Origin of the sequence: Leeuwenhoekiella sp. A2, assembly GCF_047946655.1 — a bacterium.
In the GTDB taxonomy this organism is placed as follows: domain Bacteria; phylum Bacteroidota; class Bacteroidia; order Flavobacteriales; family Flavobacteriaceae; genus Leeuwenhoekiella.
The window spans coordinates 3,610,341-3,635,016 of the sequence record NZ_CP172311.1; the positions used below are offsets into that span (position 1 = coordinate 3,610,341).

At 35.5% G+C, this 24,676-nt stretch carries 25 protein-coding genes and 1 tRNA gene; 11 read left to right on the forward strand and 15 right to left on the reverse strand.

The annotated features are described in order from the left end of the window. Positions 1 to 31: 31 nt before the first annotated feature. From ACH3PA_RS15885 to ACH3PA_RS15915, 7 genes are read right to left on the reverse strand one after another with little or no spacing between them, the layout of a single operon-like run. Positions 32 to 445: a nuclear transport factor 2 family protein gene (locus tag ACH3PA_RS15885; RefSeq protein WP_416442087.1), complete on the reverse strand. Its 414-nt coding sequence runs from the start codon at positions 443 to 445 to the stop codon at positions 32 to 34. Further along, positions 442 to 1,380 carry a UDP-3-O-(3-hydroxymyristoyl)glucosamine N-acyltransferase gene (locus tag ACH3PA_RS15890; RefSeq protein ID WP_416442088.1) on the reverse strand — a complete coding sequence of 313 codons (939 nt, stop codon included), beginning with the start codon at positions 1,378 to 1,380 and terminating at the stop codon, positions 442 to 444. The genes ACH3PA_RS15885 and ACH3PA_RS15890 overlap by 4 nt, the downstream gene beginning before the upstream one ends. 1 nt (position 1,381) lies before the next feature. Further along, on the reverse strand, positions 1,382 to 1,948 hold the full coding sequence (efp, locus tag ACH3PA_RS15895; RefSeq protein ID WP_416442089.1) for an elongation factor P: 567 nt from the start codon (positions 1,946 to 1,948) through the stop codon (positions 1,382 to 1,384). Between the two features lie 20 nt (positions 1,949 to 1,968). Beyond that, positions 1,969 to 2,754, reverse strand: a complete 786-nt coding sequence (lpxA, locus tag ACH3PA_RS15900) for an acyl-ACP--UDP-N-acetylglucosamine O-acyltransferase (RefSeq protein ID WP_416442090.1) — start codon at positions 2,752 to 2,754, stop codon at positions 1,969 to 1,971. Between the two features lies 1 nt (position 2,755). Further along, complete coding sequence (locus ACH3PA_RS15905) at positions 2,756 to 4,171, reverse strand: bifunctional UDP-3-O-[3-hydroxymyristoyl] N-acetylglucosamine deacetylase/3-hydroxyacyl-ACP dehydratase (protein WP_416442091.1); 1,416 nt, start codon at positions 4,169 to 4,171, stop codon at positions 2,756 to 2,758. Further along, the gene (gene lpxD / locus ACH3PA_RS15910; protein ID WP_416442092.1) at positions 4,161 to 5,189 is read right to left on the reverse strand and encodes a UDP-3-O-(3-hydroxymyristoyl)glucosamine N-acyltransferase; all 1,029 of its coding nucleotides are present in this window, start codon (positions 5,187 to 5,189) and stop codon (positions 4,161 to 4,163) included. Before lpxD ends, ACH3PA_RS15905 begins: the two co-directional genes overlap by 11 nt. A gap of 24 nt (positions 5,190 to 5,213) precedes the next feature. After that, a complete protein-coding gene (locus ACH3PA_RS15915) occupies positions 5,214 to 6,443 on the reverse strand; it encodes an HD domain-containing protein (protein WP_416442093.1) in 1,230 nt (409 codons plus the stop codon). Positions 6,444 to 6,525: 82 nt separating this feature from the next. Between ACH3PA_RS15915 and ACH3PA_RS15920 the strand changes: the two genes are divergently transcribed. The 5 genes from ACH3PA_RS15920 to ACH3PA_RS15940 all read left to right on the forward strand — a co-directional run bounded on the left by ACH3PA_RS15920 (position 6,526) and on the right by ACH3PA_RS15940 (position 11,251). Next, the gene (locus tag ACH3PA_RS15920; protein ID WP_416442094.1) at positions 6,526 to 8,073 is read left to right on the forward strand and encodes a PglZ domain-containing protein; all 1,548 of its coding nucleotides are present in this window, start codon (positions 6,526 to 6,528) and stop codon (positions 8,071 to 8,073) included. Between the two features lie 36 nt (positions 8,074 to 8,109). Beyond that, the gene (gene tsaE / locus ACH3PA_RS15925) at positions 8,110 to 8,517 is read left to right on the forward strand and encodes a tRNA (adenosine(37)-N6)-threonylcarbamoyltransferase complex ATPase subunit type 1 TsaE (RefSeq protein WP_416442095.1); all 408 of its coding nucleotides are present in this window, start codon (positions 8,110 to 8,112) and stop codon (positions 8,515 to 8,517) included. 345 nt (positions 8,518 to 8,862) lie between these two features. Beyond that, on the forward strand, positions 8,863 to 9,477 hold the full coding sequence (locus ACH3PA_RS15930) for a hypothetical protein (RefSeq protein WP_416442096.1): 615 nt from the start codon (positions 8,863 to 8,865) through the stop codon (positions 9,475 to 9,477). Between the two features lie 72 nt (positions 9,478 to 9,549). Continuing rightward, on the forward strand, positions 9,550 to 10,746 hold the full coding sequence (locus tag ACH3PA_RS15935) for an alanine dehydrogenase (RefSeq protein ID WP_416442097.1): 1,197 nt from the start codon (positions 9,550 to 9,552) through the stop codon (positions 10,744 to 10,746). Between the two features lie 121 nt (positions 10,747 to 10,867). Then, entirely contained in the window at positions 10,868 to 11,251 is a 384-nt protein-coding gene (locus tag ACH3PA_RS15940) for a hypothetical protein (RefSeq protein WP_416442098.1), read from the forward strand. On the opposite strand, the gene ACH3PA_RS15945 is transcribed toward ACH3PA_RS15940, so the two are convergent. Continuing rightward, the gene (locus tag ACH3PA_RS15945; protein ID WP_416442099.1) at positions 11,248 to 12,420 is read right to left on the reverse strand and encodes a proline dehydrogenase family protein; all 1,173 of its coding nucleotides are present in this window, start codon (positions 12,418 to 12,420) and stop codon (positions 11,248 to 11,250) included. The two genes, ACH3PA_RS15940 and ACH3PA_RS15945, sit on opposite strands and share 4 nt — an antisense overlap. A gap of 90 nt (positions 12,421 to 12,510) precedes the next feature. On the opposite strand from ACH3PA_RS15945, the gene aroB reads away from it, so the two are divergent. Then, positions 12,511 to 13,587, forward strand: coding sequence for a 3-dehydroquinate synthase (gene aroB / locus ACH3PA_RS15950; RefSeq protein WP_416442100.1), 1,077 nt, complete (start codon positions 12,511 to 12,513; stop codon positions 13,585 to 13,587). Between the two features lie 79 nt (positions 13,588 to 13,666). Continuing rightward, the gene (locus ACH3PA_RS15955; RefSeq protein WP_416442101.1) at positions 13,667 to 13,999 is read left to right on the forward strand and encodes a hypothetical protein; all 333 of its coding nucleotides are present in this window, start codon (positions 13,667 to 13,669) and stop codon (positions 13,997 to 13,999) included. An 86-nt stretch (positions 14,000 to 14,085) separates the two neighbouring features. Here the strand turns inward: ACH3PA_RS15955 and trxB are convergent, their stop codons facing one another. Both trxB and ACH3PA_RS15965 read right to left on the reverse strand, forming a co-directional pair. Then, positions 14,086 to 15,048: a thioredoxin-disulfide reductase gene (gene trxB / locus ACH3PA_RS15960; RefSeq protein WP_416442102.1), complete on the reverse strand. Its 963-nt coding sequence runs from the start codon at positions 15,046 to 15,048 to the stop codon at positions 14,086 to 14,088. Positions 15,049 to 15,209: 161 nt separating this feature from the next. Then, positions 15,210 to 15,659, reverse strand: a complete 450-nt coding sequence (locus ACH3PA_RS15965) for a hypothetical protein (protein ID WP_416442103.1) — start codon at positions 15,657 to 15,659, stop codon at positions 15,210 to 15,212. Positions 15,660 to 15,940: 281 nt separating this feature from the next. On the opposite strand from ACH3PA_RS15965, the gene ACH3PA_RS15970 reads away from it, so the two are divergent. Both ACH3PA_RS15970 and ACH3PA_RS15975 read left to right on the forward strand, forming a co-directional pair. Next, positions 15,941 to 16,015 (forward strand) — tRNA-Pro (locus tag ACH3PA_RS15970). 225 nt (positions 16,016 to 16,240) lie between these two features. Beyond that, positions 16,241 to 17,485, forward strand: a complete 1,245-nt coding sequence (locus ACH3PA_RS15975; protein WP_416442104.1) for a site-specific integrase — start codon at positions 16,241 to 16,243, stop codon at positions 17,483 to 17,485. Positions 17,486 to 17,725: 240 nt separating this feature from the next. Here ACH3PA_RS15975 and ACH3PA_RS15980 read toward each other — a convergent pair whose 3' ends face one another. From ACH3PA_RS15980 to ACH3PA_RS16000, 5 genes are all read right to left on the reverse strand, one after another. Beyond that, positions 17,726 to 18,829, reverse strand: a complete 1,104-nt coding sequence (locus ACH3PA_RS15980) for a Fic family protein (protein WP_416442105.1) — start codon at positions 18,827 to 18,829, stop codon at positions 17,726 to 17,728. A 434-nt stretch (positions 18,830 to 19,263) separates the two neighbouring features. Next, complete coding sequence (locus tag ACH3PA_RS15985) at positions 19,264 to 19,485, reverse strand: KTSC domain-containing protein (protein WP_416442106.1); 222 nt, start codon at positions 19,483 to 19,485, stop codon at positions 19,264 to 19,266. Then, positions 19,482 to 21,266 (reverse strand): ATP-binding protein, encoded by a 1,785-nt coding sequence (locus ACH3PA_RS15990; protein ID WP_416442107.1) that lies wholly within the window; start codon positions 21,264 to 21,266, stop codon positions 19,482 to 19,484. Before ACH3PA_RS15990 ends, ACH3PA_RS15985 begins: the two co-directional genes overlap by 4 nt. Then, positions 21,253 to 22,554, reverse strand: a complete 1,302-nt coding sequence (locus ACH3PA_RS15995; protein ID WP_416442108.1) for an SIR2 family protein — start codon at positions 22,552 to 22,554, stop codon at positions 21,253 to 21,255. Before ACH3PA_RS15995 ends, ACH3PA_RS15990 begins: the two co-directional genes overlap by 14 nt. A gap of 91 nt (positions 22,555 to 22,645) precedes the next feature. Further along, entirely contained in the window at positions 22,646 to 23,035 is a 390-nt protein-coding gene (locus ACH3PA_RS16000) for a helix-turn-helix domain-containing protein (protein ID WP_416442109.1), read from the reverse strand. A gap of 233 nt (positions 23,036 to 23,268) precedes the next feature. Between ACH3PA_RS16000 and ACH3PA_RS16005 the strand changes: the two genes are divergently transcribed. Both ACH3PA_RS16005 and ACH3PA_RS16010 read left to right on the forward strand, forming a co-directional pair. Further along, complete coding sequence (locus ACH3PA_RS16005; RefSeq protein ID WP_416442110.1) at positions 23,269 to 24,144, forward strand: hypothetical protein; 876 nt, start codon at positions 23,269 to 23,271, stop codon at positions 24,142 to 24,144. Then, the gene (locus ACH3PA_RS16010; protein WP_416442111.1) at positions 24,131 to 24,535 is read left to right on the forward strand and encodes a hypothetical protein; all 405 of its coding nucleotides are present in this window, start codon (positions 24,131 to 24,133) and stop codon (positions 24,533 to 24,535) included. Before ACH3PA_RS16005 ends, ACH3PA_RS16010 begins: the two co-directional genes overlap by 14 nt. The last annotated feature ends 141 nt before the right edge of the window (positions 24,536 to 24,676 follow it).

Genomic DNA, 24,676 nt, shown 5'->3' on the forward strand with positions numbered 1-24,676 from the left:
TAAATTTTTATAAGGTAACGCTAAAGAATTTTTAAGACTTTATACGCTTGTAAGCATCAGTGTTTTGAGGATCTTCATCACTAGGCTGGCTAATCTGGTATCCTTTATAAAGTTTACCATCTTTTAACTCCCATATAGCCATGAAGTGAATTATTGCTACTTCCTCCTCAGGATTCTCAATAGTATGCAAATAATATGTCAATCGTATACACACCTGATCACCATCTTCCATAACATGAGAAACTGATGGCCTGAGCGATATAAAAGAACGGCCCATCTCACTAGACATAGAAGCTATATCGCGATAGGTCATTTTTGAAAAACCAGTTGAGGCATTCCAATATAATTCTGCATCAGGATGTAAGTATTTTTTTAGGATACTTGCATCATTTAAAAAATCAGATTCGTACAATCCTCTTACTATGTCTTTGCCTGATTTGCTCATTTTATTTTTGAAATTTTATCAATAATAAACGGAATTTGCCGTATTGAGGCAAGTTCTTTAAACTTCTTTTTACTTTCTTCTGCAGGACTACCAAAATAGGATTTACCAGATTCTAGTGTTCTCCCTACACCGCTTTGCGCGAAAACGACAGCACCTTCTTTAATTGTAATACCACTCGCTACACCTACCTGACCCCAGATCGTTACATCACTTTCTATTATAACGCATCCTGCGATACCAGTTTGAGCAGCAATAAGCACATTTTCACCAATTACCGTGTCATGACCAATATGTACCTGATTATCTAATTTAGAACCTTTACCTATTGTTGTATCTCCTGTGACACCTTTATCGATAGTACAAGCAGCTCCTAATTCTACAGAATCCTTTAAAACTACTCGCCCACCTGATCTCAACTTATCAAATCCTGTGGCCCGTTTTTTATAATAAAATGCATCTGCACCCAGAACAGTACCCCCATGAATAACAACATCATCGCCTATTACAGTATTATCATAAATACTTACGTTAGCATGTATGATACAGTTTTTACCTATCGTAACATTATTACCAATAAAAACACTTGGCTGAATAACCGTTCCCTCTCCTATCTTAGCAGAAGGAGCGATAGATGATGTGGCACTTTCAAAAGGTTTAAAAAACTGAGTCAGTTTATTAAAATCACGAAAAGGATCATCAGAAATCAAAAGAGCTTTTCCTTCTGGTCTCTCAACTTTTTTATTGATAAGAACAACAGTTGCTGCAGAATTTAAAGCCTTGTCATAATATTTAGGATGATCTACAAAAACTATGTCTCCAGATTCTACCACGTGGATCTCATTCATTCCCAATACAGGAAAATCGACATCCCCATCAAATTCCACAGAAATAATGGTTGCAATTTGCTCTAAAGTATATGGTTGAGGAAATTTCAAATTATTCCTTTATACGTTCTTTGTAGGTTCCTTTTTCGGTTTCAACCTTAATTTTATCCCCTTCATTAATAAATAAAGGTACTTGTACTTCTGCACCAGATTCTACAATTGCAGCTTTAGTAGAATTAGTTGCTGTATTTCCTTTTATACCTGGCTCAGTCTGTACAATTTCTAATATAACATGTGCCGGCATATCTACAGAGAGAGGCATATTATCTTCTGTATTAATAGAAATAGAAACTACTTCTCCTTCTTTAAGAAGACCAGGTTGATCAAGAGCACTTTCTAAAAGACGTATTTGTGTATAATCATCTGTATTCATAAAATGATAGAATTCACCATCATTATATAAATATTGGTATCCACGAGTTTCAACCCGCACATCTTCTATTTTGTGACCAGCAGAAAAAGTGTTATCCAGCACTTTACCGTTAGTTACACTTTTTAGTTTAGTGCGTACAAAAGCAGGTCCTTTACCTGGTTTTACGTGAAGAAATTCTATTATTTTATAAATGTCATGATTGAAATGAATACACATTCCATTTCTTATGTCTGATGTAGTTGCCATAATCTTTAATCTCTGTTCTCTTAATTAGTTGTAAAATATCCTTTCATAATACCGCGCTGTGAGTTCTTGATAAACTGCAGTATCTCATCACGTTCTGGTGTAGCTTCCATTTCGGCTTCAATAATATTTACTGCTTGCGTATTATTGTAGTTTTTCTGGTATAAAATGCGATAAATGTCCTGAATTTCCCGAATTTTTTCCGTGGTAAAACCTCTTCTTCTTAGTCCGATGGAATTAATCCCCACATAAGATAAAGGTTCTCTACCTGCTTTTACATATGGCGGCACATCTTTTCGCACAAGCGAACCACCAGTTACAAAAGCATGGCTACCAATAGTACAAAATTGTTGTACTGCTGCCATACCGGCCAGTACAACATAGTCTCCTACCTGAATATGACCGGCTAATGTACTGTTATTTGAAAATATACAATTATCTCCTACAATGCAATCATGCGCTATATGACTATAAGCCATTATCCAGCAGTTTTTACCTAACTGGGTTTTCATGCGATCTGTTGTCCCTCTATTGATAGTGACACATTCTCTTATGGTTGTGTTGTCACCAATTATAGTAACTGTATCTTCATCATCAAACTTTTTATCCTGAGGAATAGCAGAAATCACAGCTCCAGGAAAAATATTTACATTTTTACCTATACGTGCACCTTCCATAATAGTAACGTTAGATCCTATCCAACTACCCTCTCCTATGACGACGTTATTATTTATAGTTGTAAAAGGTTCTATTACAACATTCTTTGCAATTTTTGCACCTGGGTGCACATAAGCTAATGGCTGATTCATACTACTTCTCTTCTTTCTTTACTTTAACAATCTGCGCCATAAGTTCTGCTTCTGTGACGAGTTTTCCATTCGCGTAAGCATATCCTTGCATGTGACATATACCGCGGCGTATAGGTGATAATAATTCTAATTTAAAAACCAAAGTATCTCCCGGCAAAACCTGTTGCTTAAATCTTACATTATTTATTTTCATAAAATAGGTAAGATAATTCTCAGGATCTGGTACTGTACTTAATACTAAAATACCACCTGTCTGTGCCATAGCCTCCACCTGAAGCACACCTGGCATAACAGGAGCACCCGGAAAATGACCAACAAAGAATGGCTCATTCATAGTGACATTCTTTAAGCCCACCACATGATGATCTGATAATTCTAATATTTTGTCTACCAAAAGAAATGGTGGCCTGTGAGGCAGCATTTCCATAATGGCATTTACATCTTTAACGGGAGGTTTGCTCAAATCATATGTAGGTATATTATTTCTCTTTTCCTGACGTATAACTTTTTTGAGCTTTTTAGCAAACTGTGTATTTACATAATGCCCGGGTTTATTAGCAATAACCTTACCTTTTATATGTGTTCCCACTAAAGCAAGATCACCTATTACATCAAGGAGTTTATGTCTGGCAGCCTCATTGGGATGATGAAGTGTTAGATTGTCAAGTATGCCATTAGGTTTAACCGAAATATTATCTTTCTTAAAGGCTTCTCTCAACTTATCCATCGTGCCAGGAGAAAGCTCTTTATCAACGTATACAATTGCGTTATTTAAATCACCCCCTTTAATAAGACCGTGATCAAGAAGCATCTCTATCTCATGAAGAAAGCTGAATGTACGCGCATTAGATATTTCGCCTTTAAATTCAGTAATACTCTTAATGCTTGCATTTTGAGTACCCAGAACTTTTGTACCAAAATCAACCATAGTGGTCAACTGGTACTCATCTGAAGGCATTAACATGATCTCGCTCCCAGATTGCTCGTCTAAGTAATTGATAACTTCTGTTACCACATATTCTTCACGATAAGCCTCCTGTTCCTGCAGCCCTACACTCTCTAATGCTTCTATAAAATATTTTGAAGAACCATCCATAATAGGAGGTTCAGAAGCATCAAGTTCTATAATGATGTTATCAATATCTAAACCAACACAAGCTGCAAGAACATGCTCACTGGTTTGAATTGTAACCCCCATTTTTTCAAGATTGGTACCTCGCTCTGTACTGGTAACATAGTCTGCGTCAGCTTCTATGATCGGGTGTCCTTCCAGGTCTACACGTTTAAAAGCATAACCCGTATTTTCTTTGGCTGGTTTAAAGGTAAGGGTAACATTTTTACCTGTATGCAAACCAACGCCGGTTAAAGAGACTTCACCGGCGATTGTTTTTTGTTTTCCCTTGGTCTTACTTATCATGGGAGATATCTTTTGTCAAATTGTTTACTCGTTGTACAATAGATGGAAGATTTTTAAAATGCACGTATGATTTATTAAAATCTCCATATGATAGTGCCGGCGAACCCTGCACTGCTTCATCATCTTTTAAATTTCTAGAAATACCAGACTGGGCCTGTATTTTTACACGGTTGCCTATAGTTATATGACCTACAATACCTACCTGGCCACCTATAAGGCAATGCGAACCAATTTTTGTTGATCCTGCTATTCCCGTTTGTGCGGCTATGGCTGTATGCTCGCCTATTTCAACATTGTGAGCTATCTGTATCTGGTTGTCCAGTTTAACCCCTTTTCTGATGATAGTAGATCCTAATGTAGCTCTATCTATAGTTGTCCCTGCACCTACATCTACATTATCCTCTATGATAACATTACCTGTTTGAGGTACTTTGCTATATTCTCCCTTTTCATTTGGTGAAAAACCAAAACCATCTGCACCTATTATAGCACCACTATGTACATAAACCTCGTTGCCTATTATCGTTTCCGAATAAATTTTAGCTCCGGCAAAAATAACACAGTTATCACCTATTGTAACATTATCGCCTATATAAACATTGGGATAGATCTTTACGTTCTCTCCTATTTTTACATTACTGCCTAAATAAGAGAAAGCACCTAAATAGATATTCTCACCATAAGAAGCGCTTTCTGAAATAAAACTAGGATTTTCAATTCCTGTCTTATTCAGTTTTACCATGTTATAGTATTCCAGTAGTTTCGAAAACGATTTATAGGCGTCGTCAACACGTATGAGCGTTGTTGTGATTTCCTGTTCAACCTGAAAATCGCGGTCTACTATAGTAATACTTGCTTGGGTTGTATATATATAAGGAGTGTACTTTGGATTTGCTAAAAAAGTTAGCGAACCCTGTTTTCCTTCTTCAATTTTTGATAGCATTGAGACTTCGGCATCAGCATTACCTTCTACGGTACCTTCCAAAATCCCAGCAATCTGTGCAGCTGTAAATTTCATTATCGCAAAAATAGAAAAAAAGGGTTAATCTTTATACTTAGGGTAACAGATATAGTTTTTAATAACTTCTTTAGACAACGCCTTTAAACTCAGCTGATCACTGGCTGCAACAACATCTACCACCTTACCTTTTCTGGTAAGAATATCTATTCCCTGCTTTTTAAAAGTGTATGCCTGGTTAGAAATGGTACCGCCAAAAACAAAATAGAGCGCTTCTTTTCTACTAATATTACAATGATCTATAACCTTATTTATTTGTTGTTCTATAAACTCTTTTGAGAACGGTTTCTTCTTTATTTTTATTTGAAGCAAACGCCTATAAATTATAATTTCAGACAGAGTTCTTAACACAAAATCTTCATGATGAACCCACTCTTTCATTGCAGAAATTATATCGTAATCATCAAGAGAAGCAAATATACCAAGCGCCTTATCGTTAAAAGTTGACTCAGTAATTTGTTCAGTTAAAAAAAACTTTAAAGCACTACTACCTTTTAAATCAACGCCCATACTAGAGAGTTCTTTGGCTCTTTTTAATACGCGCACAAGAATTTGTTCGGCCACAAGACTTGTCTTATGTAGATATACCTGCCAGTACATTAACCTACGGGCAACAAGAAATTTTTCTATTGTATAAACTCCTTTCTCTTCTACTACCAGCTTATCATCTTTTACATTAAGCATAGCCAGAATACGATCTGTATTAATATTACCTTCTGCCATACCGGTATAAAAACTATCTCTTTTGAGATAGTCTGTACGATCCATATCTAATTGGCCAGAAACAAGTTGATTAAAAAATGTACGCTGATAAACACCTTTAAATATATTGATGCCCAGCGTTAAACTTCCGTTAAACTCCTCATTTAAAGCTTCCATAAATTGAAGCGATATCTGCTCATGATGTATATTTTCTACAATACTATGTTCCATAGCATGCGAGAAAGGACCGTGACCTATATCATGTAGTAAAATAGCGATCATCGCTGCTTCATGTTCTTCATGAGATATCTCAACACCCTTGCTCTTAAGCACCTGCAGGGCTTTATCCATAATATATAGACAACCCAGTGCGTGATGAAAGCGGGTATGATGTGCCCCGGGATAAACGAGATATGACATGCCCATTTGCGAAATTCTGCGTAGGCGCTGAAAATACGGATGCTCGATCAAGTCGAAAATAACGCCTTTTGGTATGGTAATAAACCCATATATAGGGTCGTTAATTATCGTAAGTTTGTGCTGGTTTTTCAAGCAAAAATCAATTAGAATTAAAATCGGGCTTTTTAGGCTGAAAATCGGTCATATATGCCCTAATATTAAACAAAGATACACTATGAATGCTATAAAAATTCTCTGGGTTGACGACGAAATCGATTTACTTAAGCCACATATCATATTTCTTGAAAAGAAGAATTATGAGGTAACAACCTGTCAAAGTGGTACTGAAGCCATCGATCTTGTTAAAGAAGAGAATTTTGATATTGTGTTTCTTGACGAAAATATGCCCGGTCTTACTGGTCTTGAAACTCTAAATGAGATCAAAGCAAACCGCGATACCCTTCCTGTGGTTATGATCACAAAAAGCGAAGAGGAATATATAATGGAGGAAGCCATAGGCTCAAAAATCGCCGATTACTTGATAAAACCCGTCAATCCGCACCAAATATTGCTCAGTTTAAAGAAAAATCTAGATACCAGCAGATTAGTTTCAGAGAAGACCACCAGCACTTACCAGCAGGAATTTAGAAAGATAGCGATGGAACTTGCCATGGTAAATTCTTATGAAGAATGGGCAGACCTTTATCAAAAATTGGTTTACTGGGAACTAGAACTTGAGAATATTGAAGATCAGGGAATGCATGAGATTTTAGAATCTCAAAAAAATGAAGCTAACACACAGTTTTTTAAATATATAGAACGCAATTACGAAGATTGGTTCACAGATGATGAGAAGCCGGTAATGTCTCATACGTTGTTTAAAGAACGTGTTGTACCCAATTTAAGTAAAGACACATCAACCATACTTATAGTAATAGACAATCTAAGATATGATCAATGGAAATCCTTTGAGCCTATCATAAACAACTACTACAAAAAGGAAAAAGAGCAAACCTATTTCAGCATTTTGCCAACGGCCACACAGTATGCTAGAAACTCAATTTTCTCAGGTCTTATGCCTAGCGAGATGGAAAAAAGACATCCAGACCTCTGGCTAAATGATACAGAAGAAGGTGGTAAAAATTTAAATGAAGACAAATTTTTAGAAGCTCAACTTAAGAGATTGGGTCTCGATCTTAAATGGGAATATCATAAAATAACCAGCCTTAAGGGCGGAAAAAAACTTGTTGAAAATTTTAACTCTCTTAAAAATAATGATCTTACTGTGCTTGTATACAATTTTGTAGACATGCTAAGCCATTCTAAAACTGAAATGGAAGTTATTAAAGAGTTGGCTTCTAATGATAAATCTTATCGCTCCCTAACTGAAAGTTGGTTTAAGAATTCACCATTACTTGAGATGATTCAGAAATCGCAGCAATTAGGGTTTAAGCTAATTATAACTACAGACCACGGTACAATTAATGTAAAAAATCCATCTAAAGTAATTGGAGATAAGAATACAAGTCTTAATTTAAGATATAAGACCGGTAGAAGCCTTACTTATGAGGATAAAGATGTTCTCGCAGTCACAGATCCTAAAAAAATACACTTGCCCAGTATTAATATGAGCAGCTCATTTATTTTTGCCCGAGGCGATCTGTTTTTTGCGTATCCTAACAATTACAACCATTATGTAAGCTATTATCGTAATACATATCAACATGGCGGCGTTTCACTTGAGGAAATGATAATTCCTTTTATAGTATTAAATCCTAGATAATCTCTATATTGCAGGACCCTTAAATCCTATAAATTGATGAACATAGTCTATAACCTGTCTGAAATAGATTCAGTTGCAAGAAAGGTATTAGCAAATTCTCAACACAAGACCATTTTATTCTACGGTGAAATGGGAGCTGGCAAAACGACACTTATTAAATCTTTATGCAAAGAGTTAGGTGCCAGCGATCAGGCTTCGAGCCCAACATTTTCTATTGTAAACGAGTATAATATTATAGGGGAAACCCCCATCTATCATTTTGACTTTTACAGATTAAAAGATGAAAATGAAGCTTTAGATATGGGTATTGAAGAATACTTTGCTTCAGGGGGCTGGATTTTTATTGAATGGCCAGAAAAAATTAACAATTTTTTACCTGCACAATCTCATTCGGCGAATTTAATATCGATTAATGACACGCAGCGTAACTTGAGTATTTCATAAATTTGTTAAAATAATGTTAAAACAATAAAGATAAAATGAAAGGATTTTCTTTCACTATTTTTATTATTGGTAGTTTAAACTACTTATATTTGGATTAATAAGCGTTAAAGGATAAAAAATAATATAAATCAATAAATGTTGAACTGATAATTACTAAAAAAAGGCCGCGAAAGTAATAATTTTATATGAGTTGGCAAAATAAAAGTGTTTAATGCATCTTTGTATAACAAATCATTAACACTCAAAAACTCACAATTATGAAATTAAAATCTTTACTCCTAGGTTTATTAATTGCCGGTGCAACTGCATTAACTTACACTGCAACTCAAGAACATCAAGCAGATTATGCAAGCAAACAGTTGGACAAAACGAAGATCAGAGTCCCTACTCACGGGTAGTATTATAGCTGCATTTTTAGTAGCGTCACCATACTTTTTTTACTTATATGAAGGAGTTCCGGACATACCAGTCTGGAACTTTTCTATTTTGGGACTTGATTTTAGATACGATAGTAACTTTTATTATAGCGTAAATGTTGTAGCATGGATAGTTATGGGGAAAATAGTACCTTTAATATTGTTCTTGATTTGGTTTTTTACCTGTAAACACTGGTGGTATCATGCTATTCTGGTTCCTATTTGCATGTATGTAATTCAGATATATCTCACTTTTCAAGAAGACACAATGCGTACTCAAGATATTACTGAGATTTACTTGCTTGCTCCTATTATTCTACTTGCTTTTGTATTTATCTATGTTATACGTACCAAAATATTTGATAAAATACACAATATTGACCTTGCTGAATTACAAAGAGGCAGCTTAAAAGGTGATATAAAAGAAAATAAAAAAGATCCTTATTATAATTACAGTCCTTCATCTTTTGTGATTGAAGATGAAGAAGTTTACCATGATGAGGATGATGAGGATGAGGATGACGAGCCATTGTATATGGGTTAAAGTAGATCACTTATTTAATTGTAGCTTTTCTTAAATTATCCGTAATTTGGGTCTCCTATCATCTAACAGCAAATGACCCTAACAAATAGTCCTTTTACACGAGAAGAGCTTCTTCCTCAAGAAGAAAAATTAGAAATAGAAAAAAGAAAAGGTTCGTTATTTATAGGTATTCCTAAAGAGAATCATTTTCAAGAAAAGCGTGTCTGTCTTACTCCTGATGCTGTGGCTGCAATTGTTGCACATGGTCACAGAGTTCTTTTAGAATCTAATGCCGGAGAAGATGCTAGATTTTCAGACCATGATTACTCAGAAGCTGGCGCAGAAATAACTAAAGACAAAGCGAAAGTTTTTGGTTGCCCAATGGTGCTCAAAGTTGAGCCGCCATCTCTTGACGAACTTGCATTAATGAATCCGCAAGCCGTTCTCATTTCCGCACTTCAGTTAAAAACACAATCAAAAAAGTATTTTACAGCATTAGCCGCAAAACGCATAACAGCTTTGGCTTTTGAATTCATAAGAGATGAAGATGGTACATATCCTGCTGTACGCGCTTTAAGCGAAATTGCGGGTACCGCTTCTATTTTAATAGCCTCAGAACTTATGTCCCGTGAAGAAGGTAACGGATTAATGTTTGGCAATATAAGCGGGGTTCCCCCTATAGAAGTTGTTATTTTAGGTGCTGGTACAGTGGGTGAATTTGCAGCACGTTCGGCTTTAGGTCTAGGTGCCAATGTCAAAATATTTGACAATTCATTAACCAAACTAAGATGTCTCCAGACAAATGTTGGCAGACCTCTTTATACTTCTACAGTTCAGCCAAAAAACCTTCTCAAGGCCTTAAGACGTTGTGATGTTGCCATAGGTGCTGTACGAGGTAAAGATCGCGCCCCTATTGTTGTTACTGAAACTATGATAGAAACCATGAAAAATGGAGCTATTATCATTGATGTAAGTATTGATATGGGTGGGTGTTTTGAAACCAGCGAGGTAACTTCTCATGATAATCCTACCTTCACCAAACATGGTATTGTGCATTATTGTGTGCCAAATATACCGGCACGTTATGCGAGAACGGCCTCATTATCAATAAGTAATATTTTTACCCCTTATCTGCTTAATATAGCTGAAAATGGCGGACTAGAAAATACGCTTCGTTTTGATAGAGGTTTGAAAAGTGGGTTGTACTTTTACCGCGGAATTTTAACCAGCAAGTCCGTTTCAGATTGGTTTGATTTACCATATCGAGACATCAATTTATTGTTCTTTTAAAATTCAGAATCATAGCACAGATTCAATAATCGATATTTAAATACTTCAAGGTTAACCTTGAATAAATTAGTTTTCTTTTAAGTATCTCAGGTCCTCCTCAGATATTTTATTTCAATTTTTCATGAAAATACTACATAGATTTGGTTACTATTTGGGAGGTTTCTCAATAGGTTTAATTCTGCTTGCTTTCTTTTTAAAAGGCAGTGGCACACAAATACCTTCTTGTGATTATATGCCTAATGCAAGAGCACTTAAGAATATGAGAACAAAGGGATATACTATTTCAGATCAGGCTAAAGAAGACATGACAGCATTAGAAATAGATACAACTAACGTAAGGTTGCTCTTTGAGGATGGTAATGTGGTATTCTCAAAAAGCAAACCCAGACAAAAACCATGCGGCCACTTTTATATTGAAACCGATGACTCTGCAAATAAACGGTTTGCTGCAAAAGTGACCAATTGTGAAGACAATGTGGTCATTGATAAATTTGAGGAACTTTAAAGACTTCGTCTTTTTCTCTCTTCCTTTAAAAGAGTAAGTTCTCTATTTGTTTGACCGGCGACAGAAGTATTTTCTTCCGCTCTGCGTATCAAATAAGGCATAACATCTTTAACAGGCCCAAAAGGTAAATATTTAGCAACATTGTAACCTTTTGCGGCTAGATTAAAACTTATGTGGTCACTCATACCATATAATTGACCAAACCATACGCGGGGATCATTAACTGCAATTTCTTTTTGCTGCATTAATTCTATAGCCAGATAATTGCTATATTCATTATGCGAGCCAATAAAAGCAGAAATATCACTTAAATTATCTAAAATATAGACCAAAACAGCATTAAAATGGGCATCAGTTTCTCCTTTATCTCTACATATAGGAGAATCATATCCCTTTTCTTCTGCCCGAGCACGCTCTTTTTCCATGTAAGCGCCTCTCACGATTTTTACTCCTAGTTTAAAGCCTTTTTCTAAAGAGTATTGATGCAGATTCTTCATGTATTCTAACCTGTCCCAACGGTAACATTGTAATGTATTGTAAACCACTGGTTTTTCCACATTATACTTTTCCATCATTTTGGTAACAAGATCATCTGCTGCAGTTTGCATCCAGCTTTCTTCTGCATCTATAAGTAATGCAACATTGCACTCACTTGCCTTTGTACAGATTCTATCAAAACGTTGTTGTATGCGTTGCCACTCATTTTCTTCTGCCTCAGTTAAAGTCTCTTTTTCTGTTACTTTACGCCAAATTTCAAAACGACCAAATCCTGTAGGCTTAAAAACTGAAAAAGGCATCGCATCCTTATCTTCTGCAAACTCGATAATCTTAAGAACACGCTCCAGCGCTTCATCAAACTGGTTTTCAAGTTCTTTTCCTTCAACAGAGAAATCAAGTACAGAATGCACATTTTTCTCATACATACGATCTACGACATTAAGACAATCTTTTTCATTAACTCCACCACAAAAATGATCAAAAACGGTTGCTCTAATCAACTTTTCTACAGGAAGATTAGCATTCAATGCAAAACGAGTCGCTGCTGTACCTATACGCACCAGCGGTTGTTTTGAGATCATTTTAAATAGAAAATAAGCGCGTTCTAGTTCGCTGTCTGACTTTAAAGCGAAAGCCGCTTCTGTGTTATCAAAGATTTTGTTCTCTAGCATAGCAAAAAAATGTCGGCAAATATACTTACATTATAATCGCATTTTTACAAAAAGATAGTAATTTCCCACCCAATATTTTTTTCAACTTTTATGGATTTTATACAAGCCAAGGATTACAAAGTCGTGTTTAACCAATATGGTTATAATAAGCTGAATGAACTCCTTGACAAAAAGAACTATAGCCTGATCTTCGTTTTAGTAGACAGCAATACGCATGAGCATTGCCTGGCTCCTTTTTTAGCTAATATTGCGACTGAAACCACTATTGAGGTCATAGAAATAGATCCCGGTGAAGAATTTAAAAATCTTGAAACATGCACCGGTGTCTGGAATGTATTGTCTGAGTTAAATGCAGACAGGCAAAGTGTTTTGATCAATTTAGGCGGTGGCGTTGTGACAGATTTAGGTGGTTTTGTGTCTTGTACCTATAGAAGAGGTATAGATTATATAAACGTGCCCACTACTCTATTGTCTATGGTAGATGCATCTGTAGGTGGAAAAACCGGAGTAGACCTTGGTAATTTAAAAAACCAGATAGGTGTGATAAGTAATCCTGAAATGGTTTTAGTAAACACAGAATTCCTCAATTCTTTATCTACAGAAGAACTAAGATCTGGCTTTGCAGAAATGCTTAAACATGGGTTAATAAGTAATTTAGATTACTGGAATGATGTGAAAAACTGTGACTATAAAAATATTGACGCTCTAGGCGAAATGATTTATAGATCTGTAGAAATTAAAAATGAAGTTGTTCTTGAAGATCCTTTTGAAAAAAACAGAAGAAAGACTTTAAATTACGGTCACACTTTGGGTCACGCTATTGAATCGTATTTTTTAACACATCCTGTCAAGAAACGTTTGCTTCACGGTGAAGCAATCGCCATAGGTATGATACTGGCAAATTACCTCTCTGCTCAACAAGCCCAATTTTCAATTGAAATGAGAGATGAAACCTCACAGGAAATTGAAAAATACTATGATAAAATAGCGTTTGAAAAAGAAGATATTAATGAAATAATAAAATTGTTAAAATTTGATAAAAAAAATAGTCACGGAAGAATAAATTTTGTTCTTTTAAATGACATTGGAAGTGCGGCGATCGATCAGGAAATTGCGAATGATTTGATTTATGAAGCTTTCAATTACTATAAAAATTTAAAATCGTAAAATGTAGAGATAGTATTGCCCATGCAAATCGTTTTTTTTTACATTTATCGCTGATTTGAACAAACCTTAAAAGCCCTTTATGCGTCGAGTAATCGTTGATTTTAAAAAACTTACACCAGAAATACTTTCACTGCTGGTCGATAAATATCCTTACGGATATGATGACGATCACATCATTTCTTTTAGAAATGCTAAGAACGAGCTTATAGAAGCTGTTGAAGTGAGAACAGAAGATACTATCTATCTCGTGAAAGTAAGTAAGAAGCTAGAAACCTCTATGGAAAACTTTGATGTAGATGATTATGAAGACGATGATCTACAAGAACCAATAAGCGAAATTCCAGAAAAAATTGATGAAGAGGTAGCAGATGAAGATTCTGAGAATGAAGTTGATGAAGAAGAAGAAGATTAATAATTCTATTTCTTTACAAATAAAAAAGCCGCGGTAAAATTATACCGCGGCTTTTTTAATTAATTGACACTTCTGCTTATTCTCTTTTATGCCTCAACGGTATCTTCGCTTTCTATAGCTACAAGATATCTTTCTGCATCAAGAGCCGCCATACAGCCACTACCGGCAGCCGTAATTGCCTGGCGATATTCTTTATCTTGTACATCACCGCTTGCAAAAACTCCGGGTTTATTAGTCTTGGTAGATTTATTGTGGGTTATAATATAACCAGTTTCATCCATCTCTAACTGACCTTTAAAAATATCTGTATTGGGTTTATGACCTATTGCAATAAATAATCCCGTAATGTCTATCTCATGTTTTTCTAAAGTCTTATTATTTACAATACGTAGTCCTTCAACTACCATATCACCTAAAACCTCTTCTACTTCAGAATTGTAAAGAACAGTTAGATTTTCGCGAGATGCGACACGATGTTGCATTGCTTTAGAAGCTCTTAATTCTTCTTTTCTCACGAGCATTGTAACATGCTTGCAAATATTAGAAAGATAAGTTGCTTCTTCTGCTGCAGTATCACCACCGCCAACTATTGCAACATTTTGACCTTTATAGAAAAAGCCATCACAAACTGCACAAGCAGATACCCCGCCACCGCGCAATTTTTGCTCACTGGGTAGACCAAGATATTTTGCCGTAGCACCGGTAGAAATTATTACAGTCTCTGCTTCGAGCTCTTTATTATTGTCTACAGTTATTTTATGAATTCCTCCTACTTCATCACTAAAATCAACATTTGTAACCATACCTATACGTACTTCGGTACCAAAACGCTCTGCTTGCTGTTGTAGCTGTACCATCATCGTAGGGCCATCAATACCTTCCGGGTAACCGGGAAAATTATCTACTTCTGTAGTTGTTGTAAGTTGACCACCTGGTTCTAGACCTGTGTACATGACAGGTTTCAGATCTGCGCGGGCAGCATATATTGCCGCGGTATATCCTGCAGGTCCTGATCCTATTATTAGGCATTTAATTCTTTCTGAAGCCATTTTAACTTTATTTTAATGTAGATTGTAAAATTACTCCTTTTCAATATACTAGAAAAAGAAGGATTTTACATTTATAAAGTCGTTATTAACATTCTATAATTACACTCAAAAAACCGGCTAAAACAAGCTAAAATTGATCATTTTTAGCATGAAATCGGTACTTATTCAATCCGTTTATAATTTTCTGCAGAGAATCTATTTCCCTCTTCATCTAATGTGATCTGGCTAAAATTATCTTCATCAAGAGTGAGCTCAAATGTAAAAACGCGCATTGTATCAATTATTTTCATCATTGATGCACTTCCATATTCTAAAGTTTCTATTAATTGATCGTCGAGTGCCATATAATGACCGTAACCAAACCATTCTACAGAATCCATAGGTACAAAGCGGGTCCACATCACACGGTCATCTGTAAATATTTTGATTTGACGGTAACCTTCTGTCGTAGGTATGGTATCACTTACTTCATTATCTGTATCGTAATAATAGAAGCTATCAAGTTCCCAGGTTCCCTTTAAGGTTTTTTCAAAATCTGTTTTTGTATTTTGATTCTGCTGAACTGGAAGAGACAACAAAAGAAAAGCCAATGGATAGAGTAGTAATTTCATTGCAGCATGGTTTTAGATTAATAACGGTAATTAACTGATATTAAGTTACAAAAAATCTCAATACTAAGAAATTAATAATTTCAGCACTTAAATAAATTTAGATATTAAGAACTTGTGAATTCTGTGCGATAATTTTACGAATATGAAAACATCAAAATATTTAATAAAGGGGTTTGTGATTAGAGGTATTTATTGAAATTATACTTTGGTGTTTTTAACAAATAACTATATTTGCAACCCTATTAAAAAAACAGGTTGTGTTGTTTTTTAATAGTAGGCATCGGGATGTAGCTTAGTCCGGTTAAAGTGCGCGTCTGGGGGGCGCGAGATCGGAGGTTCGAATCCTCTCATCCCGACGAACCAAACCTCGGTTTATATCAAAAAGCCTGTTAATCAACGAATTAGCAGGCTTTTAATTTTTTATGATATCATCTGATATCATTTGATATCATCTAAAATCAAGGCAAATGTGGGCAATTCGGTGTGCAATAAGGTGTGTAATTTATCGTAGATTTATATAGCATTTAGGCCATCTGGATGTAGTCTTTCACTAAGAATTGTTTAACTAAAAGACTTACAAAATGCCCGTAAACAGTACCTTAGGCGTTAATTTCTTTACACGTCCCAAACGAAACAATCCCAACAAACTGGATATCTATTTAAGAATTACAGTCAATAAAAAGCGCTCTGAAATGAGTATAAAGCGTGATATTGATGTAAAAGACTGGGATATACTCCGGGTAAAAGCCAAAGAAACTTCAGACCAACTTATCACACTCAACTCCTATATGGATGATGTAAAAGCTGAAGTTTTAAACGCGCATAAGGAGCTGCATGCAGAACGTAAAGTAATTACAGCGAAAGCGATCAAATTACGATATATGGGCGAAGATGAAGAGCGTATGACGCTCTTAGAGCTTGTGAAGTACCACAACGATAATATGGGATTGTCGCTAAAGCCCGGTACAATGAAAAATTACTACTCTACAGAAAAGTACATCAAGTCTTTTCTCTTAGATCATTATAAATCAGATGACTTCTTCTTAGTTGATCTAAATTACCGGTTTATAACAGAGTTTGAACGCTATATACGTACTTATAAACCTAAAAAGGAAAGAAAGACGTGTTCCATTAACGGTACGAGGAAGCATTTAGAACGGCTTCGTAAAATGGTTAATCTCGCAGTCAGAATGGAATGGTTGCCTAAAGATCCTTTTATCAATTATAAATTGAAATTTGAACGAAAGGAACGCTGCTATTTAACCCAGCGTGAATTAGATCGTATTGAGGAAACACATTTTACGAGTAAAGGTTACGAGCGCGTAAGAGATTGCTTTCTGTTTGCCTGTTACACGGGGCTTTCCTATGTAGATTTAAAAGCATTACGAAAAGACCAGTTGATTCCGGCTTCTAATGAGCGGTTGTGGATTTATACTAAACGTGAAAAGACCAACGAATCTGTTAAGGTTCCCCTCCTGCCCCAGGCTCTGGCACTAGTCGAGAAATATATAGAGGATAAGGAATTGGAAATCTCCGGCAAATTAATGCCCTTATACAGCAATCAGAAGGTGAATAAATACCTTAAAGAAATAATTGAAGTTTGTCAGATACATAAAAACGTAACCTTTCATGTGGCGCGTCATACCTTTGCGACTACAGTTACATTATCTAACGGAGTGCCCATTGAAACCGTATCAAAGCTTTTAGGGCACACACAGCTCCAAACAACTCTAATCTATGCCAGAGTATTGCAAAAGAAAGTTGGAGACGATATGGATGCTCTTATGCAGAAATTGGAAGCTAGGAATACTAAAGAGTCATTTTGATCTTCGATTATGATTTGATTCACACTAACAACTGAGGGCAGGTAATTTGCAAACCAACTCACCCTATACTTCCTGTATCTTACAGCTGAATTATTCGATCTATTCACCGGATATTTTACTATACTTAAATGAACATTCAAATTGATCTGATTTGATTGTCTTTAATATCTTTTAAGTATAAAAAATAATCTAAAGCCCTTAACGAGACTAGGGTTCAAGTCGATCGCTTATTAAAAAGCTTTAGTCCTCAAAGTTGATTTCATAATGTGTACTACGTCCCTCCCCTATAGGTATAAATAGTTTCTTTGCTGCTAAATCCTGAAGATCACGGGTTGCTGTAGCTTTTGATGTTTTGGTAAGGGCAATATACTTTTTTGCCGTCATCCCCCCTTTAAACCCTTCAGGTTCTTCGTCAAGCATTCGATTGATCACTTTTAACTGGCGCTCGTTCAGGGAATTTCTATGGCGATCAAAAAAACGGGCTTTTCTCAAAGTAAAAGAAACAAGCTCTTCCGCCTGAGATTGAGCTTCTAAAACAGTATTGACAAAATAAATAATCCAATCGGTTATTTCATTGGACTGCTGCGCGTTTTTTAGAGCCTTATAATAGGCTTGTTTATCGAGCTCGATAGCTTTAGAAAGACTCAGCAGGATAGGACGGTTTAAGTCTTGAGATAGTGCCTTTTCAGATAATGCCCTTCCTATTCTTCCATTGCCATCTTCAAAAGGATGAATGCTCTCAAAATACAGATGTGCAATCGCTGAACGGATAAGTGGTTTTTTAATAGGGTTGACTCCTTCTGGATGAGAATCATTAAACCACGTTATAAAAGCTTGCATTTCATTCTGAAGCAAATGGGAAGGCGGAGCTTCAAAATGGATCTTCTCCCTGCCCCAGCTACCGGATACGATCTGCATAGGCTCACTGTGCTTACGCCATTGCCCGGTATTAATGCGTTTAGCACTCCCTAATAGCGTTCTGTGCCATTCAAATAATGCCAGGTCTGTTAAAGGTTCTGCAAAATTTTGCCTCACCCGCACCATTAAATCTCCTACACCTCGCGCCATTGGGTCTTTGACCGCTTTGGGTGTACCATAACCCATATTGTTTCGTATAGAAGACATCACATCTTCCCGGCTCAGATATTCTCCCTCGATTTCTGACGTTTTAACAGCCTCAGCAACCATCAGAGATAAGATAGCTTCCATTTGCATCGTATCTGAGAGTCCTTCTAATATACCATTAACGCGACCAGCCCTTTGGCTGAATTCAAAGAGCTTCTCTTCAATTTCAGTTGTAGTATACTTAAAATTAGGCCAGTCTTCGTGTTGCCAGTTATACATGATGAGCCGATTAATCTGTTTAATTGGCTCAAATATAATCAAAAATTGAGCCGATTAGTACCCATAATCGGCTCATACTTCTATAAATCTAGAATTCGAGTTTACTTTAATATTATTTGGGGAAAAGTAAATTTGTTTAGGATCATAGCTTTGTATAGCTATAACAGGATTTATTTTTAATCTGTATAGCTATTTTAGGACGGGTCAACTCCAAGACATCCCCTAGGATAGAGTATGAAGAGTGTATGAAAACGGGTTTTGAAAAGCAGAAATCCTATCTTCCATTAAAGCTAAAACCCCAATATAAATTGCGCGTATTAATTTTCCATCTCTTTCAAAGGAAGGAAGATTATAAAAAAAATTAAATACGATTTAATTTTTGATTTCAAATTCTTTTATTTCAACCCTGTTCAACTTTTGATTAATACTAAGCATTACTCAATTCTTTCGTATGGATAAACATTTTTATAATTCCTATGTAAATAAGAACCTAAAGAAGGAGCCGATAATAAATTTTGAAATTCATGTTCAGGAACTCCTCTATAAACATAGACCCCTCCATTTAAGAATCTAACATATACTTCTTGATTTTGCACAAAATACCCTATACTCTCAATATTGGATGAACTAACTGGGATCATTTCTGGATAACTCATATTTTATAGTTTTTGTTTCGCCAAGATTTTAATAAATTTTTATACTCTTGTTTCGGATTATCAATTTCCACGAGCCATTTCTGAGAAGGTTTAGGATCTGAACTCTTAGGTGCATTTGCAATTTTAAAGAATTTAACTCTTGAAGGTATCTTGACTGCTTCTCCCGATATAAGTGCCTCACCCGTTCTTAAGCTAGGAAGTAAATCTACCATACTCTGTAATTCATCTTGAACAGCTGCTCTTATATGACCTCTGTCTTTTGAATTATTCATACGCAGTGCTATGATTGTGCCACATTGACTAAGTACAGTTTCATCCAATTCAGATGGTCTTTGTGTAACCATTAATAAACCAACCCCATACTTACGTCCCTCTTTGGCAATCATTTGAACTGTTCTAGATGAAATGGAGTGTTCCCCAGCTTTTAGATAACTATGTGCTTCTTCAAGTACAATGAGTAAGGGCTGATTTTTGCCTCCTACTTTAGTATTTACTCCCCAAAATAAGCCATCATATATAATTTTTAAAAGGGTGCCAGATATTGATGACATTATTTCACTTGGTATACCTGATAAATCCAATATAGTTATTGGAGCAACATCGCCTAACCACCTTAAAAAAATATTATCTAAATCTTCATCAATTTTACCTTTTTGGTCTGGCTTTAATTTACCTGGAGAAAATAGGAAACTATAACTGCTATCATTCAGTTTATTCCTCATACTATCCAAAAAGCTTAATAAACCTTTAGCTCTAATATTCAAAAATGGTGGAGAGTTACCCATTCCTGCAGGTGTATATTCATTAGATAACAATTGATCCGCATCACCTACAAATGTTAAATCACTTAAAATTGTTCTAGCATTATCCGTGAAAGTTTGCTTCTCAAAATCTATTAACTCAAACCAAAGTTTATTAAGACTAAAAGGAATTGGAGTATCTGCTGTAATTGACTCCTTCCTTACATCTATATTATTTTCTTCTGCACTTTTAATTTTTGCATCTACTACTTTTTCCCTAACATATTCTTTATTTTGATCGGACAAATTACCTGAAAAAACCTTCATCAATTCATTGAATGGTAAAGCCCAAAATGGTATTTCCAATCTTTTACCATCCTCAACAGAGTTTACTGCGATTACCTTTGAATGTTTAGATAGTGCATCATTATATTCACCGTGCGGATCAATGACCAAAATTCTTGAGCTTGGAAATTCTCTATTTGCTATTGATTGAAGTAATACAGATACAGAATTAGATTTTCCACTTCCAGTTGAACCTACAATAGCACAATGTCTTGAAATCAATTTATCTAGGTCTATTTTAGCATCTAAAGTTTCAGATACACTAATATTTCCAATTTTAATAGAATTTGCATCTTCATAACCGCCGTATATAATATCTAAATCATTAATAGTTACTAAATGAACATTGTCTCCGGTCGTAGGATACTGAGTAACTCCTCGTTCAAATTTTCTACCTACTTGTTCACCAGCCAAAACAATGTTTATCCACCTAGTATTTTTGATAAAATCGTAATCTTTTGCTAAAGATTCTCGAAGACTTTCGGGAATCGCTGCAGAACCTACTTGAGTTACTATACCATATAAGTTAGCATAACCTAAAGGAATTCTAACGAAGGATCCTATCTGACCTACTCTATATACGATACCATCGATAATGGGCATATTGGATTTTATATTGTCAAAAAGCCTGACAGAAATATTATTGCCACTTATACTGTCAATTTCACCTATTTCCGTAATTCTATTTTTTGACATTTTTCCCAAGTCTTTTTATTTCGTTTTCATTAATCATGGAATTTAAAAACTTGACAAGTGCACCAAACTCGGGTAAAATAAATTCACCTTTCCCAGTCCAAACCTCTTCTCCTTTTTTTTCCTTCTTTTCTTCATCTGAATCATAGTGAGCATCCTCATCAAAATATAGGTTCAAACTTACGGTATCATCAGAACTAGGTTCGGATTTCAAAATCCATTCTCCAAATTTGCATCCAATTATTGCTTTGCGTGATGCATATATTGATAATTTAGGATTCTCTTTTGCTATTTTAGACACTGTTGAAGCTTCAGTTATTTGATTGTATTTGTCAAAAAATAAACCAATTACGTGAGAAGTTGTATTTGTCTTTAAAGCTGAAATAATTCGTGAATTAATATGCTCATCACCCCATGAGTAACCACAGGTTATCAAAATGGAATCATCCTGTTTTAGAAAATTAGAAAGTCTGTCTAAAAGGCTTTCATAGGGTTGTTTCTTTGAATCTTTATACTTTAAAGTTGAAGGATAAATTAAAATATCTTCATCATCTGGACTTACTCTTAAAATCTTCTCTGTATCCTTGTCATAATGCCAACCAAGGGAACCATGTATTTTCCATAATTTTGTTTGATTTGTAAGAAATTTAAAATCCTCTACTGATTCAGGATTAAAAAAAGCTCTCAAACTTCCACAGAACCCATCATAATATGGAATTTCTTTATGCTCTAATCCAAGCTCAAATAAGAAATCGTAATTTGTTGTGAAAATTTCAATTGGAAACTTTCTTTCTGCTTGCCCTACCCAATTGGCAAAATCAGTTTGAACTAATTCTTCAACAATGTCTTTTGTTACAATTTTTTTAATTTCCCTCTTGGTAGAAATTTCGCATAGATCTATCTGATGAACACTTACTTTCTGTCTAACCCCTTTTTTTATTTTATTAATTAGATCAGCAAACTCTAATTTATTCAAAGAATTTAAATCACCATTACCAATAAAAGAATGTTTCTGCTCCAAATTAGATAGAATTGTTTCTATATTAAAGTTGGGGTCTCCTAGCTCATTCTTAATTTCTAATAGAGCATCTTTATATTTTTTATTATCACACCCTAATTCATCAACTATTTCAGATGTCATTTTTCCAATGGCAGGTACTGTTAATGATCGTAAATCTTTCTTCGCTAAAGAACTACCGGCACCAAATAAAAAACCAATTTTCTTTTTATCAGAAATTAAAATTTGTTGGATACCTCTTATATATTCAGAAGGGTCATGTTCAATATTCATCTAGGTGAAAATTTTAGATTACAAAATAAATTTATTTGTAATACATTATAAAAAAGCTTTAATCTCAGTTTTTTCAAAGCTTTACAAATAACTATTTATCAAGTAATTTCTCCAAATAAGCCACCTTATCCTTCTCTGCCTGAACCAAACGTTCGTACAGCTCTACTACTTTATCAATTGGATTGAATGAAGGCTGGATATTAATTGCATTCAATGTAGAACTGTCATTACTATTAAAAGTATTAGAGATTATATTAAGAACTGTTTCTTCAGAAAAATTCTCAATTCCCTCTTTAGTCACTCCTAAAACCTGCGCCACCCGTTCCAGTTTTTCATCTTCCACTGTTTCACTTTTTTCAAGAGTTGAAACACTTTGCTGGCTAATGCCTAACTCTTCGGCTAGGGTTTCCTGTTTCATACCACGCAGTTCTCTGATGCGAGCGATTTTGCGGCCTATATGATTGGGTTTGGTGGTGGTCATTTGTATTAGTTTTTGTTAGTACACTTAGGTTCTTCCTGATTCAGCTTGTAAAACACAATCTCATCATGGTATTTCACAGGCTGCAGGGGTAGATTACGCGTAAGGTCGGCTATACTTTTAAAGTATAACAGCAACCTGAACGCTATAACCTAATCAAAAGTAAGGCTTTTCTTTTAAAAGTTTTTACAAACGCAATTCAGCAGGAGTTTAGATAATCCTTTAATCGCCATCGTATGAAAACATTAGCCAGCACCATACCTGAAATCCATAAAGTAATAGCGGTCATCTGCAGCTTGTGCAAAGCGCATACCGTGTATCTGATCAGGCAGCTTCAGGTTACAATAGCTCACCAGTCTGTAACTATCTTATCAAAAACCACAAAACCGCGTTCCACCTATGTGCTTACAATGCTTATCATAAGCCACGATCAGGTTTCTAATCCGAAATACTTCATGAATGAAGTGTTTAATAAAACTCAGGAACAGGTTACCCTCTACTCCATTCACTATACCCTCAAAGAAGCCAATAATAAGATCAACTACGGCTGCAATTTCTTGAATCGGGTACTCAGGGAAGGCACCTTACTGTATAGCGAGGACAACCGGCTTGAATTAACGGGCTCTTACCTCTGCCATCCGGATGTATTTCGAGAAATCAAAATGCACTGGGATAAAAGGCTGGAACACGCGCTTTACTTTGAAGAAAAATCCACGATCTGCGAGGATAACCCGAGCAATCAGGGTAGATACCTGTTGTTGCACCAGGCCATTCAACAAGCCTGCCTGGGATTGATCTACGTCTTTTGGGAGTATCAGCCCTCCTATTTCTCCTTGCCCTACCTTTTGCACCTCTGTGAGCAGTTTTCAGAAGTTTCAAAGATTATCTACCCAAGAAAATCCTTTCGATCCCAACTGATCTATTCCCGCCTTTGCCACGCGCACTACAACTTAAACGAAAAGATTCACGAAGATCCTTCTGAATCAGACTCCCTAAAAGCGGAACACCTTACCTATAAGTTTATACTAGCTGCACGTAAGCTGGCCGATAAGAAACTTGAGGAGCTGAAAAAAATACACTATTTAAAGACAACTGATTATGAAAACAAATAAGATCAATAGACAAAAGCTCAAAAGTCTGAGGAAAATAGCCAATTACCCTTACGGCTTACAGAAAGAACAGCATCCCCGGCATAGGTTTAGGACTGCAAAGATTCGTTTTGAAGATTTTGAAGATCACCTCATGCGTACCACGGCGCTACTTGAAGTTTGTATTTTAGCACTAGAAGGAGAAGGAGTATTTTATTCCAAAAACTTAAGTCATAAAAGCGCGGATACTTCAATTCAGCAGGTGCTCGAACTGGTTATCGAATTATTACCCCACGACGATCTCTCTAAATACCAACAAATCCAGGCCATTCTGGATGAAGATCTGGAAAGCTTCGGTTTTCCCGAAAAATTAAAGAAACTACTTAAAACTAATGCTGTTGAAAAAGAAAAATAAAATCATTTACTTATTTCATCTTGAGCATATTCCTTTTTTGCTAAACTGAAATACAATAGTATATCATTACGCATACGTGTGTTGGCTGTTTCATTTACTTCCTCCAGAGCCGTCGCATTACCTTTTTGATAGTGGTATCTG